The 15,312-nt window shown below is 67.8% G+C and carries 10 protein-coding genes; 4 read left to right on the forward strand and 6 right to left on the reverse strand.

The window, feature by feature from the left end:
- The first annotated feature begins 18 nt into the window (after window positions 1–18).
- Window positions 19–921, forward strand: a complete 903-nt coding sequence (locus OG607_RS41085) for an NAD(P)-dependent oxidoreductase (protein ID WP_405734768.1) — start codon at window positions 19–21, stop codon at window positions 919–921.
- Here OG607_RS41085 and OG607_RS41090 read toward each other — a convergent pair.
- The 6 genes from OG607_RS41090 to OG607_RS41115 form a co-directional block, all read right to left on the reverse strand.
- A complete protein-coding gene (locus tag OG607_RS41090) occupies window positions 912–2,459 on the reverse strand; it encodes an amino acid adenylation domain-containing protein (RefSeq protein WP_405734770.1) in 1,548 nt (515 codons plus the stop codon). The two genes, OG607_RS41085 and OG607_RS41090, sit on opposite strands and share 10 nt — an antisense overlap.
- Window positions 2,460–2,464: 5 nt before the next feature.
- Window positions 2,465–2,650: a hypothetical protein gene (locus OG607_RS41095; RefSeq protein WP_405734772.1), complete on the reverse strand. Its 186-nt coding sequence runs from the start codon at window positions 2,648–2,650 to the stop codon at window positions 2,465–2,467.
- Between the two features lie 7 nt (window positions 2,651–2,657).
- On the reverse strand, window positions 2,658–4,301 hold the full coding sequence (locus OG607_RS41100) for a hypothetical protein (protein ID WP_405734774.1): 1,644 nt from the start codon (window positions 4,299–4,301) through the stop codon (window positions 2,658–2,660).
- 141 nt (window positions 4,302–4,442) lie between these two features.
- Window positions 4,443–5,852 carry an IS701 family transposase gene (locus tag OG607_RS41105; protein ID WP_405734776.1) on the reverse strand — a complete coding sequence of 470 codons (1,410 nt, stop codon included), beginning with the start codon at window positions 5,850–5,852 and terminating at the stop codon, window positions 4,443–4,445.
- A gap of 109 nt (window positions 5,853–5,961) precedes the next feature.
- Window positions 5,962–6,744 (reverse strand): PIG-L deacetylase family protein, encoded by a 783-nt coding sequence (locus OG607_RS41110; protein ID WP_405734778.1) that lies wholly within the window; start codon window positions 6,742–6,744, stop codon window positions 5,962–5,964.
- 306 nt (window positions 6,745–7,050) lie between these two features.
- Window positions 7,051–7,923 carry a hypothetical protein gene (locus tag OG607_RS41115; RefSeq protein ID WP_405734780.1) on the reverse strand — a complete coding sequence of 291 codons (873 nt, stop codon included), beginning with the start codon at window positions 7,921–7,923 and terminating at the stop codon, window positions 7,051–7,053.
- A gap of 187 nt (window positions 7,924–8,110) precedes the next feature.
- On the opposite strand from OG607_RS41115, the gene OG607_RS41120 reads away from it, so the two are divergent.
- The 3 genes from OG607_RS41120 (at window position 8,111) to OG607_RS41130 (ending at window position 14,814) form a co-directional block, all read left to right on the forward strand.
- Window positions 8,111–8,347, forward strand: coding sequence for a hypothetical protein (locus tag OG607_RS41120; protein ID WP_405734782.1), 237 nt, complete (start codon window positions 8,111–8,113; stop codon window positions 8,345–8,347).
- A gap of 628 nt (window positions 8,348–8,975) precedes the next feature.
- Window positions 8,976–14,177: a sacsin N-terminal ATP-binding-like domain-containing protein gene (locus OG607_RS41125; RefSeq protein ID WP_405734784.1), complete on the forward strand. Its 5,202-nt coding sequence runs from the start codon at window positions 8,976–8,978 to the stop codon at window positions 14,175–14,177.
- Between the two features lie 322 nt (window positions 14,178–14,499).
- Window positions 14,500–14,814: a transposase family protein gene (locus tag OG607_RS41130; RefSeq protein WP_405737406.1), complete on the forward strand. Its 315-nt coding sequence runs from the start codon at window positions 14,500–14,502 to the stop codon at window positions 14,812–14,814.
- Window positions 14,815–15,312: the final 498 nt, after the last annotated feature.

Raw genomic sequence — 15,312 nt, forward strand, 5'->3', positions numbered from 1 at the left:
ATGTGGCAATCTGTGGTCATGCTCGTCTGGCTTTCCGAGGAGCTGGCCGCGCGGGTCGCCCCGCGACCGGGATCACGATTCGTGGTGTATCCGGGAGCGGACGCGGCGGGCCGGGACGAAGCTCCGGAGGTCTTCGTCCCGCCGCAGCCTCCCGATGAGCCGACCCTCGACGCCCTGTCGTCGCTGCGTGGTCTCCGGCTCGTCCAGGCGCTGAACTCGGGTGTCGACCGCTACGTCGGGCGGGTTCCGCGGGGCGTGGTCCTGTGCAACGCCCTTCAGGCGGAGCCGACGGCCGAGGTGGCCATGAGCCTGATCCTGGGCGTTCTCAACCACGTGCCGCGATGGGTCGTCGAGCAGCGCCGCGCGCACTGGTCCGATCCCGGTCCGCGTCCCCGTCTTGCCGCGCGGACGGTCGCGATCGTCGGCGCGGGGGCGGTGGGCCGTGCCCTGGCGCGCATACTGTCGGGGTTCGACGTCGAGGTCGTTCTTCTCGGCCGGACCGAGCGTCCGGGAGTCCGCTCTCTCGAGGACCTCCCCGAGGTCGCCGGGCGGGCGGACGTGCTCGTCCTGGCCGTCCCCCTGGCTCCGCGGACCCATGGACTGGTCGATCGGGCGCTGCTGGCCCGCATGCGGGACGGAGCGATGATCGTCAACGTCGCCCGTGGGCCCGTCGTCGACACCGCGGCGCTGCTCGCCGAGACGTCCTCCGGAAGGCTCCTCGCCGGGCTGGACGTGACGGACCCGGAACCGCTGCCGCCGGACCATCCGCTCTGGTCCTGCCCGGGCGTCCTCATCAGCCCGCACGTCGGAGCCAACACCGCTGACTTCTGGGCCCGGGCGGCCCGTTTGATCGATGATCAGCTCGCTCGCGTCACCCTCGGCGTCCCGCTCTGCTACCAGGTCGACGTCCGTCAGGGCTGATCCCGCGAGGGGGAGCCTAGGTCCGCGAGGGCGTTGCGGTCGAGCTTGCCCGAGGTGAGACGCGGAAGGCGGTCGATCGCGTGAAAAGCGGAAGGGACCGACTGCCCGGGGAGGCGTGCCGCCAGGAACGCGCGGAGCCCCTTCGTGATCGACTTGGCGGACTCGTGCGCGGCTTCCTCGCGGAGGACGACGAAGGCGATCAAGGACTCCGTCGATCTCTTCACGCAGGCCGCGGCGTCGAGGACCCAGGGATGCGCCCGGAGGAGGGACTCGACCTCACCGAGCTCGATCCGGTAGCCGCGGACCTTCACCTGGTCGTCGATGCGCCCGAGATACTCCAGGACGCCGGTGGCCGTCCTCCGGCCGAGGTCGCCGCTCCGGTAGGCGCGCAGGGTCGCGCCGTTGACCTGGATCTCTCGGAAGCGTTCGCGGGTGAGTTCCGGACGGTTCAGGTAGCCGAGGGCCACGCCGGAGCCGTAGACCCAGATCTCGCCCGGCTCGCCGTCCGGCACCCGTCGTCCCGACGCGTCCAGCAGCAGCAGGCCCAGATGGGGGAGGGGCCGGCCGATCGGCGTGGGCGCCTGGAGGTCCACGAGGTCGGCTTCGGTGAGGCGGAGCCAGGTGGCGTGGACCGTGGTCTCGGTGATGCCGTACATGTTGATGAGCTGCGCCGAGCCGTCATAGAGACGGGACCACTTGAGGAGGGAGGCGCGATCGATCGCCTCGCCGCCGAAGACGATCATCTTGAGCGCGAGGGTCGGCTGGTCCGAGCGCTCGTAGGCGTTGACGAGATGACGGAAGATCGAGGGTATCTGGCTCAGCACCGACACGCTCTCGGTCTCCAGCAGGGAGAGCAGGTCCATCGGTGAGTAGAGCGCCGCGTCAGGGACGATGACCAGCCGCCCTCCGGTCAGCAGCCCGCCGAAGATCTCCCACACGGAGAAGTCGAAGCTCGCGGAGTGGAAGACGGACCAGACGTCCCCCGCGTCGAAGGTGAGGACCTCGGCCGCGCCGCTCATGAGCGCCAGGACGTTCCCGTGGGTGACCACCACCCCCTTGGGGGTTCCCGTGGTGCCCGAGGTGTAGATGACGTAGGCGGGGTCGTCCGGGAGCGCCCGGCACTCCTCGCGCCCGAGACCTTCAGGGGACGGCCCGGAGCCGGGGTCCGGTTCTCCCGGGCGGCCGAGATCGAGCGTCCTCACTCCGAGATCGGCCGGGACGCTCGACGGCCCGTCGCTGATCACCAACCGGATGGACGCGTCCTCGATGACGAGCCGGGTGCGTGCCGGGGGATGGCCGGGATCGAGGAAGGTGTAGGCCGCTCCGCACCGAAGAACACCGATCATGGCGGTGATGAGGTGCACGGAGCGTCCCACCGAGACGCCGACGACGTCGCCGCGCCCCAGGCCCGCGGACCGGAGGCTCCGGGCGATCCCGTCGGAGCGTTCGGCGAGCTCTCGATACGTGAGCGACTGCCGATCGCACGAGACGGCGACGGCGTCGGGTGAGTCCTCGACGGTCTCGAGAAGACCATCCACGATGTTCACGAGGCGGCGTCGTCCCGGCCGTAGCCGACGGCTCTGACAAGGGACGGATCGTCCTCCGCAGCGAAGTCGGCCATCTGGATCGCGCCGCTCTCCAGTAGCGACATCACGAGGTCGGCGACCTCTTCCATGCGCGGCCCCGCGCTGCGGACGCTGAAGTCGACGATGACGTCCTCGGGCGGCAAGGGCACCTCACATCAGCTGATCGGACACGTGGTGGTCGACGAACTCCGTGACGGACGCGCTGCGGCAGCCGGATGCGGCGAGCGCCGCCGCCAGCGCCGCGGTGTAGGAGGGCAGGGCGGAATCAGCGACCGCCCGCAGGTCGATCCAGACCGCGGGCAGCGCCGTCCGTTCGCGCAATCGCGTCAGCCGGTAGGCGAGCGCGCCCGGAGCGCCCTGCAGCGCCCGCAGATGGTGCACCTCCGCGACGGCCAACCCGTGGTCGGCGGGGTGATGGGCCCGCCGCCACACCGGAAGATCGTAACCGTAGCCGGGGTCGTAGTTGACGCCGTGCCGGGAATCGGCGGACTCACCCGCGGGGATGAGTAGGAGCCGGACACCGTCGTCGTGGAGGACGGCGGGGGACACTTCCACTCCCGGCACGGTGCTGAACAGGCGGATCCGAGGGTCGTCCCCGTCGCAGGGGATCCCCGGCAGGAGGCGTTCGACCGTCGCACGCCGTTCAGCCGTGCCGAGGCCGCTGAGGTACAGGAAGCACGACGGGCGGGCCGGCGTCCGCTCCTCGAGCGTCGCGAGGATCTCTGCGGCGATGACCCCGGCCGAGGAGGCCCGTGCTTCGGACCACGGCGGCCGTAGCGGATCGGAGAGCCCGGCGAGCGTCAGCTCGTGCAGCTGATCCGGGTCGTCGTGGGCGGCGCTCATGACCTGGGGCAGCGAACCGGTCACCAGGTCGGCGGTCGCCCGCTGGTCCTCGGCCCAGCTGAAGTTGGGCACGACGATCGTGGTCGCCGGGCCCGAGAGGGTTTCTCGCAGGACGTTGCTGCCCGGCCGGATGACCGCGACGCGGGCAGCGTGCAGGAGAGCCGGGAGGTCGGGAGCGAAGCGGACGAGCAGGGTGTTCGGCGGCGTCGACGGTTCCACGCCGCGGTAGTGGGGACCGGCCACGATCACGACGCGGGCCGCGACCCCGTCCCTGTGCAGGCGGACCGCCACCTCGGCCATCGAGCCGAAGAGCCGCTCGGGATAGGCCTGGGTAGTGATGTCGCCGCCCGCGCCGGCGCTGACCACGACCAGCGGATCGCCGCCGGGGGAGTAGGCCGCGCCGGCCGCCGCGACCTCGCCCGCGTCCGGCAGCGTGAAGACCGGCCCGCAGAAGCGGACCCTGGTGTGGTCGAGGACTGTCCGGGTTGCCCGGGTGAGGTCGAGCGCGCCGACGACGTCGCCCCGCTCTCTCGCGACCAGTATCCGGTCGAAATGGCGAAAGTGGCGGTCCTGGCGCAGGCGTTCGAGATAGGAGCCCCTGGTCATCCCGCTCATGACAAGGACCTTCGGGAGATCGCGGAACGGTTCGAGGAACAGGTGCCGAGGGTCGGGATAGGTGTCCTCCACGATGATCGACGGGGAGATCCTGATCACGAGTGACTTCAACAGGCTGAGATAGGCGGCGTCCAGGGCGTCGTTGGGCAGACGGTCGAGGACCGGTAGGTTCACCACTGGGAACCCGCAGCCACGCAGCAGGGGAGCGGGGCGTCCCTGGCCCATCAGGACGATCCTCATGCCGGGCGCGACCTCGGAGAGGGCCCGCGCGATCAGCACGGTTCGCCGGGCGTTACCGAGACCGTGTCTGCTCTTGAAGCAGAAGAGCACCGTCACAACGCCGCCATCCGCAGAACCAGGGGCTTGTAGTGCAGCTGTGCGTCTGACATGCGTCCCCCGTCAATGAACGCTAGCGCGCGCACACTACCACGCGCCCTTCGCGGTCTACCGGTAGTTCGTTAGACCCGGTAGTAGAGATCAATGCCGTGTCCGGTGGTGACTGCGTCGATCAGGGCCTGGAGCTCGGCGGGCGGGTCCTTGTCCGTCCAGGCTCGCCACCACCGGTTCAGGGTGGTGGCCGGGGTGAGCCATGAACGGATGGCGCGTAAGGCCCTGGGCCAGCAAGGCAGTTGGGGCTGATGGGACGGGGCTGGGCCCCCTCTCTGGCCCGCTGTCGGGGCGTGGGTCTGGTGCGGTGGCATCCAGTGGTCCGGGTGGGGCGAACCACTGGTTCCAGCAGAAGGAGAAGGCGCAGTTGACCAGGGTCTGGTGGCGGCGGATGGCGCGGTCGGAGCGGACTTGGAAGTCGGCCCAGCCGAGTTCGTCCTTGATCTGCTTGTAGCTCTGCTCGATCCACGGCCGCAGTCCGTAGAGACGGACGATCTCGGCGAGGTCGGCCGGCGGGTGCGCACTGGTGGCGGCGTGGGGTGCGTCGGGATGGGGCAGGTTGATGGCCAAGTACCAGGTGGCCTTCTCCGGCAGGCCGGCTGGGTCGGTGGTGGCCACGATCAGGCAGCAGGGTGAGTCGGGGCCGTAGCCGCGCAGACGGGCGTCAGCGGCCCACCAGGTCTCGGTGTGCCCGTCGCGGAAGTGACGCTCAACGGGGGTGAAGTCGCCGGGATGATCGGCATCTCGCCAGGTCAGGGCGTGTGCGGCATCGATGGGGGTGTGTGGCTGATCGGCCGGGGCCCAGGTGCCTCTGTGTGGTTTGAGGGCCGCTACGTAGGCTAGTCCGGCGTCACGCAGGGCGAGGTACCAGTCGTCGCTGACGGAGTAGGCGCAGTCGGCGACCACCGCGCGGCAGCCGAAGCCCGCCTCGTTTCCTCGGGCTGCGAGGGCGGCTGACAGTTGCGGTTTCGTGCGGAAGGCCGGGTCGGACCGGCCGCGGGCGAAGTGGTGGGCCGGGGTGTAGGGCTGTGCGTGCAGCGGGTAGTACACGCGGCCGTCGGTCCACACCGTGGTCACCGTGACGGTGCCGTTGTCGGTCTTGCCGTACCGGCCCAGCCACTGCCGGCCCACGTGCGCGGTCGCCCGGCCGTCCTTGCGGTCCCCGGAATCGTCGATCACGATCACTCCGCCGTCGTGCGGCGCGGTCGCCGACTGACTGCGCAGGAGATCAAGCCGCCGGTCGTTGACCTGCTCGGCGTCCCAGGTGGACTCGGACAGGAAGAACTGCAGCCGCTGCACTCCCGGTATGCCTGCGCCGGCCACCGGCTCCGCCCCTGCCAGGCAGGTGATCGTCTTGTTCCGGTCCCGCGGCGCCAGCAGCCCGGTCAGATACTCACGAAACCCTCGCCGCTGGGCCAGGCTGACGAAGAGGTTATCGATCCGGGCCGCGTACTCCTCCAGCGGTCCCGGCGCGGGCGGACACGGACGACGGACGGTCATCTTCGACCCCCAGTACGGCGGTTGACTCCCTATCACCGCTCTACGACCGACCCGCCTTGCCGTCAACCCGTGCTACCGACGAGTTCAACGAACTACCGGTAATAGCGGATCAATCGCTGGAAGCTTGATTTTGGATCGGCCAGAATACCTCGTAAGACCATTCCGGCCCGGTCGGGAATCCGTTGCCCGCGCTCACCTGCAGTGCCGTGAACTGGCTCTGGTACTCCTTCAGTGCGGCGATTTTGGATGCCTTTTTCGAATCGGAGAGCAGTGTGGTTCGGTAGTCCCCAAAAATGGGGGAGTCCACGGGAATGCCGGTGGCCTGCGCGGTGAGCCAGCCCGCGACGTCGAGGCCCGAATGACCGTCGGGCCAACCGAATCTGGCCGCATAAGGCAGATCGGCGTAGAGAAAGCAGGTCCCCGAACCCCTAGCCTCGAGCGCCGCGTCGCGGGCCGCGATGTGGTCGGGGTGGCCGCCGATGGCCGCTGGAACCCACATGACGTCCGCGTCGGCGACCGAACGGCGGATCGCGGCGCGCAGTGCCGCCGTGTCGAGGGTTTCGGTGCGGTGCGTGGAACCGAGGAAGTCGAGGTGAGTCGGGGTGCAGTCTGCGATGGCGAGGGCCCTGCGGTCCTCCTCCCTGCGTGCCGATGCTCGGGAAACGGCATCGGATGCTCCGGTCAGCCGGTCCCAGGCCGACGGCCGGGCGTCAGAGGCGGGGATGCCGGAGAAGACCGTCACGACGCGGCGGACGTCCGGCCGGGTGAGGACGTCCCAGCACGACAGCACCGCGTCATCGGGATGCGGAGAAATGACGACCGTCATCGCCTCCGTTGACTCGACATGATTTCCTTGAAGCGTGGCGCGATGCGTCTTCGAATCAGGACTCATGCCCAGCATTGTTATCGCCACGGCATTTGCCGGTCAATGAGTATCTTTCGTACGCCCAGGAGGCGAGGCAACGTGAGCAGCCTATCTTCGTGTTCGCAAGCCCGTCGTCCCTTGCCGGTGTGTGTCCGGCCGTCCGGGTAGCCGGTCGCCCCCATCACGGCGGGGTCCTGCATTCGGCGTCGCGGGCGTGAAGTCGCGGCACTCAAGGGGTGACTCGTCCAGGGCGCTGTTGAAGATGCTGAGAGGATGACGACGTTGCGGGCGCCCTCGCCGCCGCGCATCCGCTCGAAGGCGGCGCTGACCTCGTCACGACCTGCTGAAAGCCCGGCTGCAGGTGTTCCCCTTGGAGACGCCGGACGGGAGCGGCACTTCCTTCTCGGGGTAGCCAGCCACGCGGTACTGGTAAGCCTTGTCCTGTGCAAGGCCACCGGAGTAGCCCCCGTCGGTGAGGCTGTTGAGGTAGGTATGGAAGCTCTGTTGCTGTGTGCCGGTGAGCCTTGGGAAGCGAGGATCGGGGGGCACGGGTGGCGGGACCGGCTGCTTGTACGGGACGTTGGGGTCGGGCACGGTGTAGCCGACCGGGACCATGATGGGCGCGCGGATGATCGGCCCGAGGAAGGGTGGCAGCGTGGGGAGGCCGGACCCGGTGTCGGTCTGGGGGACCTTGATCCGGGCCTTGGAGCTGTCGAGGGCGTGGGGCACATTGGCCAGGCGGAGTATGGCGGAGTCGCTGGAGACGAGTTCGCTGTGGCCGCCGTCGTAGCCGTTGCCGCCGAACTGTGCCTTCTCCCAGGGCCACAGGAACTCGCCGGTCAGGGGGTTCTCGTCCTTGGGTATCTGCTGCAGGGCCGTCTCTATGTGGTCGGCGTACTTCTCGCAGGCCGCTGACAGGGCCCGGCAGGCGGCGTAGAGATTGGGCAGCAGCGGCTCGTCCCCTTGCGGCTGGCTGGGCGGGTCGCCCTTGCCGACGAAGCGCTTGAAGTAGTCCTCGATGCCGTCAGTCGCCACCCCTTCGTGATTGAGGTTCGCCCGGCGCCAGTGGCCCTTGGCCTCGTCGAAGGCGACTTCCACGATGCCGGCGGCACTGCGCCAGGTGGCTGCCACCGTGCGGGCCTTCCCCGGGTTACCGCGATAGCGGTCGTCGAACACGAACTGGTCGACGCCGCTGGTCTCGCCCACCACCTCTGGCAGGTCCTCGCCCTGGTGGCTGGGCCGTGGCGTGCAGTCCTCGTTCGACGGCTGAGCCGAAACCCCCCGTGTCGCCGCTGTCGCCGAGCAGCTCGGCGGCGGCAGCGCTCTCCGCCGCAATGTAATTCGTAGCCGTGGCCAGCAGTCCCTGAGCCCCGCGACTCATCACGAACGACGCATGGCTGAGCTGGTCCACCACCGTACGGGCCGACTCTTTGTACACGCTGGCGAAGGTACGTCCAGCGTCATCGTCACCGGCCATGCCGTGCTGCTCGGCGAGCTCGATCACGAGCGCGGACAGCATGTCGAAGATCAAGTCCCGCAGCCGCAGCATCCCTCAGGATGCTTCCACCAGGTTGACGGTCTCGACCCGGTACCCCAACTGCCCCTCCCACAACGTGAATTAGGTCCTTGAACACTACAGGGAGTCAGTCTTCCCTAGCGGACGGCGGCAGATACGTGTGGGATGGGCGCAGCTGGCCAACTCATTGAACCCTTGCCGACGTTGGCAGGATTGATGAGTTCACCGCCGTCGGATGTTCGGTTCCGGACGGAAGGGGCATCCATGGGGCGCAGACACCGGCGTACCAGCACAGCCGCTCCCCGGCGCAGCGCCTCAGCTCCGGTGGTGGTTCGGACAATCGACGTCATGCTGCAGTGCACCCACGCAAAGGCACCTGGCGTGCCCATAGCAGCCACCTCTGACAATTTGGGCTGCAGCATGGTCTCTTTGAGCCGTTCCAGCCCTCCTGGGGCGGCGAAGCGACCAGGAGGCTTGGTGTCGCAGCGAGAAGAGGTGGCTTGACGGCATCTGAACGCCTGGTTTGGGAACTCTCATGGGGATTGGCCTGAAATCGTGGACTGTCCTCCACCCTGGTCACACTGATGAGCATGGTTCCCGGCAGGCACGTACAAGCATGCCGGTTCAGTGAGGGGGAGCGGTCATCACATCTACGTGGAACAGCGCATCAGGAACGAGTTTCCGGGATGCCATCACTGCCCTGACCCGACGGCGAATCGAGATCTTTGACGACGCGGGACAGGTGTGGCGCTTCGCCGAGAGCCTGAAGTCCGTCAGTGAGGATGCGGCCCAGGAGTACGAGGGCCGGACGATCCTGGAACTCATCCAGAACGGTCACGACGCCTTGACTCCGGGTGACGCCGGTAGGATCACTGTCCTGGCGAGCTTGCAGGAGGGCGGAAGCGGCGTCCTGTACGTCGCCAACGAAGGGGCCGGCTTCACCGAGGAGAACTTCCACGCCATCATCGAGCTCGCTCTGTCGAGCAAGGGGGCCGGAGAGGGGATCGGCAACAAAGGACTCGGCTTCCGCAGCGTGCTGCAGCTGACCGAATGGCCTGAGATCTACTCCAAGGCATCGCCCTCCTCCGGATCGTTCGACGGCTATTGCTTTCGGTTTGCCCGACCGGAAGATGTACGCAGCATGGTCGACGACAGCGCGCTGGCAGCCAAAGTGATCAAGGACATCTCCCCGTTGGCGCTGCCGGTCCCGGCCGATGTCACCGACCCTGTACTCAAGGAACTGGCCGAGGAAGGCTTCTCGACGGTCGTACGACTTCCGTTGGGCGACGATCACGCCTGGGGGCTCGCGGTGGCCCAGGCCGAGGGAGTGGTTCACGACGAGGCGCCGCTGCTGCTTTTCCTCGACCGCGTGCGGGAGCTTGTCGTGGAGGTTCGGTGCAGCGGCGATCGTGGCTTCCGGCGTGTGCTGACACGCGCCGAACACTCTTCGGATCTGTTCCAGGCCCGGCAAGCGGACTGGGTCCGCGAGGTCAATCTGGCGGATGCGGGGCGCTACCTGCTGGCGCGTCGAAATATTGAGCCCGAGGCGCTGCGCGAGGCGATTGAGCTCAGTGTTCAGGCGCACGAGATCGACGCGAAGTGGCGGGGGTGGGAGGGTGAGGCGTGGGTCGGTGTCGCGCTTCGGCTGGACAAACCACTGCAGCACGGACGCATGTACACCTTCATTCCCATGTCCAGCGCAGCCCCCGCCCCGTTCCTGGGTCACACCCATGCCCCGTTCTTCACCAAGATGGCTCGTCGCGACATCAGCCAGACTGTAGCTCTGAATGACTTTCTGCTCGACCAACTGGCCGCTCTGTCGGTGGGGCTGACCAGACGGCTGCGCTCTGAGGCCCCTGATCACCTTGCCAGGGACCTCGTCCTAGACCTCGTGTGCTGGGATAACCCTGCCCGCCTGGACAAAGCCATGAGCGGGCTACTGGCCGTGGAGCCGATCGTTCCGCTGGAAGGGGGTGGGGCCTGGGGCACCTTGCGGGATTCCTTCACATGGCCGGACGGCAGACGCCCCTGGCGGGTTCTCACCGCCGCAGCGTTCACGCGCGTGGGAGGCCACCTGCTTGCCTCCTCCGTGGGCTCTGTCCGGCAGGCACGTGTCGACAGCCTGGCCAGGGCGGTTCTCTCGAAGCCCATGCGTCCTCCGGTGGCCAAGACGGCGGAGTGGGTCGAGAAGGTGGCCGAAAGGCTGCGTGCCGATGGCGGGGAATCGGCGAGCCCGGACTGGGCGGACTTCTACAACGACGTGGCGCAGGCGTTCACCCGGGACCACGCCGCCTTGCGGGGGCGACGGATCATCCTCGATCAGGACGGCCGTCTGAGGCCGGCTCTCGGCAATTGGGTGGAGCCCGGGAAGAAGGAAGAGACTGTCTTCTTCCATCCCGACGATGAGAGCGACGACGCCGTCGCCCGAGTCCCCGGGGACCTCAAAGCACTGTGGCGTCGTATCTCCTTCACCCACCCGGGCATTTCCTGGGAAGGCCCGGGGCGTAAGTTCTTCGAACTCAACGGACTGGTTCGTCCCTACCAGCTGGACCAGGTCTTCGACGCGCTGCACGACCTTCTCACAGGGCGTCCCTCGGAGGCGCTCTGCCGGGACGCCCTCACGTTCGCCTTTCGGCAGTTCCCTGCACTCACGCAGGCTCAGCGCAAACGGCTGCCTCGGATTGCCTTCCGGGTCCCGTTGGACGGCGGAGGCTGGGCCAGGGCGACACGCTGCTCGTTCTCGACCGGCTGGGGCACCGAAGGCGCCCGGCGCTTGGAGAGGTTTCTCCAAGCGGGAGGTTCCCAGATCGCGTCCTTGGCAACTCAGCGGGAGCACTGGATCAGCGATCCCGGCGACTGGCCAGCGCTGGTTCGGGACCGTGAGGCGTACATCGATTTCCTCACGGTCATCGGCGTGGGCGACGGCCTGAAGCTGTCCTCGGTCGGAGACCGCCTAGGAGCCCACCACGGCAACGACCTGGTGCCCCATGTGCTGGCCTTGAGGTTCGGGCTCGGCGCCGGCCTGGGGCCGGCGTGGGAAGCGGACGTGCGGACGGGATGGACCAAGTTCGCGCACCCGTGGACTCCTTACGAGTTCCAGCGACCGCTGTCTCATCTGCCGGGGGCAGCGGAGGTTGCGAGCCTCGGCTCCATCGCCCGGCGCGAGTTCGCGGAGTTGCTGCTCTTCGGATTCCGCACCTGGGGGGACGAGGCGTTCACCGTAACCGTGCACCGACCCACATATCCGTTCAAGGACCCCCATTCCTGGCCGACTCCGTTCGGATCTTTCCTCCGCCGCATGCCCTGGCTTCCGGTGGAGGACGGTGAGTCAGACGGTTCGTCGTTCGTGATGCCTGACCAGGCATGGTTCACCACCGACGGGGAACTGCCAGCATTCGTCCCCTCGCTCCCCCTGTCGACTCGCCGCCTTCTCACCGACAACGCATCAGCCGCACGGCTTCGCTTCTGCGGCCTTCGGAGCTGGGACGACCCGCAGCACGCCGGTGCGGCTGTAAAGCATCTCGGTGAGATCCTCGAGAAGGGCGACGTACCCGAATACCTCAGCGTCTCCTTCAAGAAGCATTACGGGCGGGCCTGGTCGCACATCGCGCAGACACGGCACTGGCCGTGGTCCAACGGCGAAGCAGTACGGCTGGTCGTCAGCCGCGGCAACGTCCTCGGCACTCTCGTGCCGTCCTCCAACGATGCACCCGTCCATGTCTGTGATGAGCCAGCGCCGCTGAAGGAAGCACTCGTCGAGCTGGCTGGCCATCCGGTTCTGGTCACCAGCCCGGAGAGCGGTGAGGCGATCGTGGCCATGGCGGCGGCAAACGGGATCTGTACGGTCCGCACGTCGGCCATTGAGGTCCAGGTACGCCATCGGGACGGGGAGCCGATCACTCCCACGGGACGCGCGGGAACGCTTATCGACGGCAGGGACTGGCTGGTCACGGTGGTGGCGCTGGCCGTGGAACTGAAGTCCGGGGCCTTCCAACGCCGCAGCGAGCGCGGCGTGCGTGCGCTGCTCGAACGGCTGCGCACGATCCGGATCGTCCGTGCCGACGATGTCGAGATCTTCATTTCCGGAGTGCTCACGGAACCGCCGCCGACGACACGTGGTCTGCCGCTGCCGGACGCAGATCACCCCACGGTCGTCGTCTGGAGGAGCGAGGAAGGCTGGGACGAGTTGCAGGCGTGCACTCCGGCCATCGCGCAGCTGTTGGGCAGGCCGAGGCTGCAGGATGCGCTGGAACTGGTTCTCGTCAAGCTGGAGCGGCAGCTCGGCACCCACAATCCGACCCGGATCGACGACCACACTCTCGCGATGGCGCTGGACACGACCGAGGCTAAGGTCACGGAGATCAGGCGCAACCTCACGGGAGATGTGCAGGACACGGTCCGGCTGCTGTGCCCTGTGCTGGCCTGCCTCGCCGCGACTGAGTGGGATGAGGACGCCGCAATGGTCCTCCGTCGGGCGGCCAGCGAGGACGAACTCGTCGAGATTGTCGGCCGCTACGCACCCACGCTGCCTGTACCGGCATCGGAGCTGGTTGCGCTCGCGCGATCCTGCACTGCGCCGGCCGAACTACGTGACGAGCTGGGGCTGGACTTCCAACAGTTCAACGCGGCGTTGACTGCCCTCGGCCTCGGGTATGCCCCGTACTCCTACCCGGACCTTCACGAGCAGGCCTTCGGCGACTTCGTGCGCAGCTGGGCCGACGCACTTGTGGACAGGCTGCGTGAACGGTACGCGGCTGCGGCCCGCGACGGAGAGGATGTCTCCGGATACGCTGCGGCACGCCATCTCCACGATCTGCTTCCGGACCCGGACTGGCTGGCCCGGTTCGTCACTCCGCCCGAGGAGGAGATGCGGGCCAGGGCGGCAACCTGGCTTCGCTTGCACGGTGCCGATGACGACCTTGAGCGGACCACGGATCTCCAGCCCGTCGACCGGCTTCGCGTGCTGAACACGTCCGCACTCGACCGTCTCGTTCCGGCTCTGGTACCGCTGGTGTCGGCCTGGTGCCGCCGCCACGGCATCCCGGTACCGCCCGGCTGGTACGGCGCATCCCTGCTGGAGGCGAGGAGTCTCCTCGACGGATCCGGCCTGAGCGACCTTTTGGTCCTGAGCGAGGGACAACTGCTCGACGTGGTGGTCCGCAGCGTGGGGTGGCCAGCCGGCATGCCGCTCAGTGCCGACATGGGCCTCCTCGGACTCACGACTCAGGACCTTGCCCCGAAGACCGGGCCGTCGCAGGGCACTCCTGGCTCGCGTGGCTCAGGCCCGGCAACGATCGTGATCGGGGAGAAGGAGGTCACGGTAGGCCGTGATCATTTCTCCGCTATCGCGGACGCTGCCTCTAGGACGATCGACGAATCCTTCCTCGCGCAGTCCGGCAGGGTGCGCTTGGATACCATCGCCGGGGTGCCGCAGCCCCGAAGTGGCGGGGGTTCCGGCAAGCAGCGCATTGTCGTGGCACGCATGCACCACGTGAGTGAGGACCAGAAGTCGGCCATCGGCCTGGTCGGAGAGGTGGCGGCGCGAGCCTGGCTCCAGCGCCAGTACACAGAAGTGCGCTGGCGGTCGGGCTACGCCGCGGTCATCAACGGCGACAGAGAAGCATCCGACAGCCTGGGCTACGACTTCGAAGTCACATGGCGTGACACCACACGGTTGTACGAGGTGAAGGCGCTGAGCGAGCAGAGTTCCGAACGCATGGAATTCGAGCTCGGCCCGTCGGAGGTGGACGCCGCACGCACATACGCGCGTGGCAACCGATACCGCATCCTTCTGATCACCTCCGCCCTCGACCCTGAGCACCGCCGGGTCTTGGAGTTGCCGAATCCGTTCTCAGCGGCGGGACGCGAGCGCTTCCGGATCGTGGGCCGAGGGTTGCGCTATCAGTGCTCGCCGCTAAGCAAAGCTAGGACAGGCAGGAGTTGAGGCTGAGCAGGACGCTGCGGCGAGATGGCGAGCGAGCCTGGCCGCGGACGGGACCTCGGCCGACCGCGCCCGGGGACGAGAAGTCCGTATAGACGAGGTGCCTAACGAAGACGCCTGGGGTTGCTGTCCTCAGCACCCAGGCGGAAGGTTCGCTGTGAGCCGAGCCAGGTGTCAGCGATCACGCAATTCGGCTCTGTCGGGGATCTTGTGATGCTGGCGGGTTGAGCTGGGCATCTACCAGGTGTGCGGTTCAGGGGGTTTGGGGCGGTTGCTGGCGCATTTGGCCGGAGTTGTTGTCGAGTCGATCGAGCGTGCGGCTGAGGTGGTCACGTTTCGTGCGCGTTCCTGCTCCGGGTCGGCGAGATGCCCAGGGTGCGGAATACCGTCCTGGCGAGTGCACGGCCGGTACGTACGCCGTCTTGCCGACGCTCCCCTCGGGGGTGATCGAGCTGGTGGTGCGCCGCTTCGAGTGCCTCAACGAGCGTTGTCCGGCAGTGACGTGGGCTCGAGTTCGGTGCTGGGCCGGTGGCGGGCGGCTCGTTTGGCGGCGCGGTCAGAGACCAGGCCGGCGATCGCACAGTGTGTCTCGGCGTGGTCCTGGCGGCGTCCTGTCCAGCGCTGCAAGGGGCGCCATTGACGCAGTTCGGGCATTTGCGTGTTCGACGGGGATCCGCTGGGAGCACTGGCGGTGTTTGGCCTGCCGCCGACCGTACTGTTTCGGTGATTGCTCCTTCGCCGAGGTTCTTTGGCTTGCGGGGCGAGCGCTCACCTGGTCGGGGAAGCCGCCGACAAGTCCCCCGGTAGCCTTCGTCGCCGTCGGCTTTCAGGCGTGGGAAGAGCCGGAACTGTTCAGCGATGCCCTTGTTGCGCATCGCGGTCTGGTCGTGGATCCGGCCCGGCCCCGGCCGCGCCGCCCTGCACCACAGGTTGAGTCCTTGGCCGTAGCTGAGGTGGTGGTCTTGATCGTGTTCTGCTTGCGCTTGCCGGAGACGAAGGCGGCCCGTCCGGGGCGTCCGGCCTTCGGCCGACGGGCCTGGGGTTCGGTGCCGTCTATGTGCAATGTGACGCTTTCGGCCTCGGCGTAGGCGAACACGTCGGCCAGGGTGCGCAGGCGCAGCCCTGGTCATTGCGGGAC

Origin of the sequence: Streptomyces sp. NBC_01537, assembly GCF_045040445.1 — a bacterium.
In the GTDB taxonomy this organism is placed as follows: domain Bacteria; phylum Actinomycetota; class Actinomycetes; order Streptomycetales; family Streptomycetaceae; genus Actinacidiphila.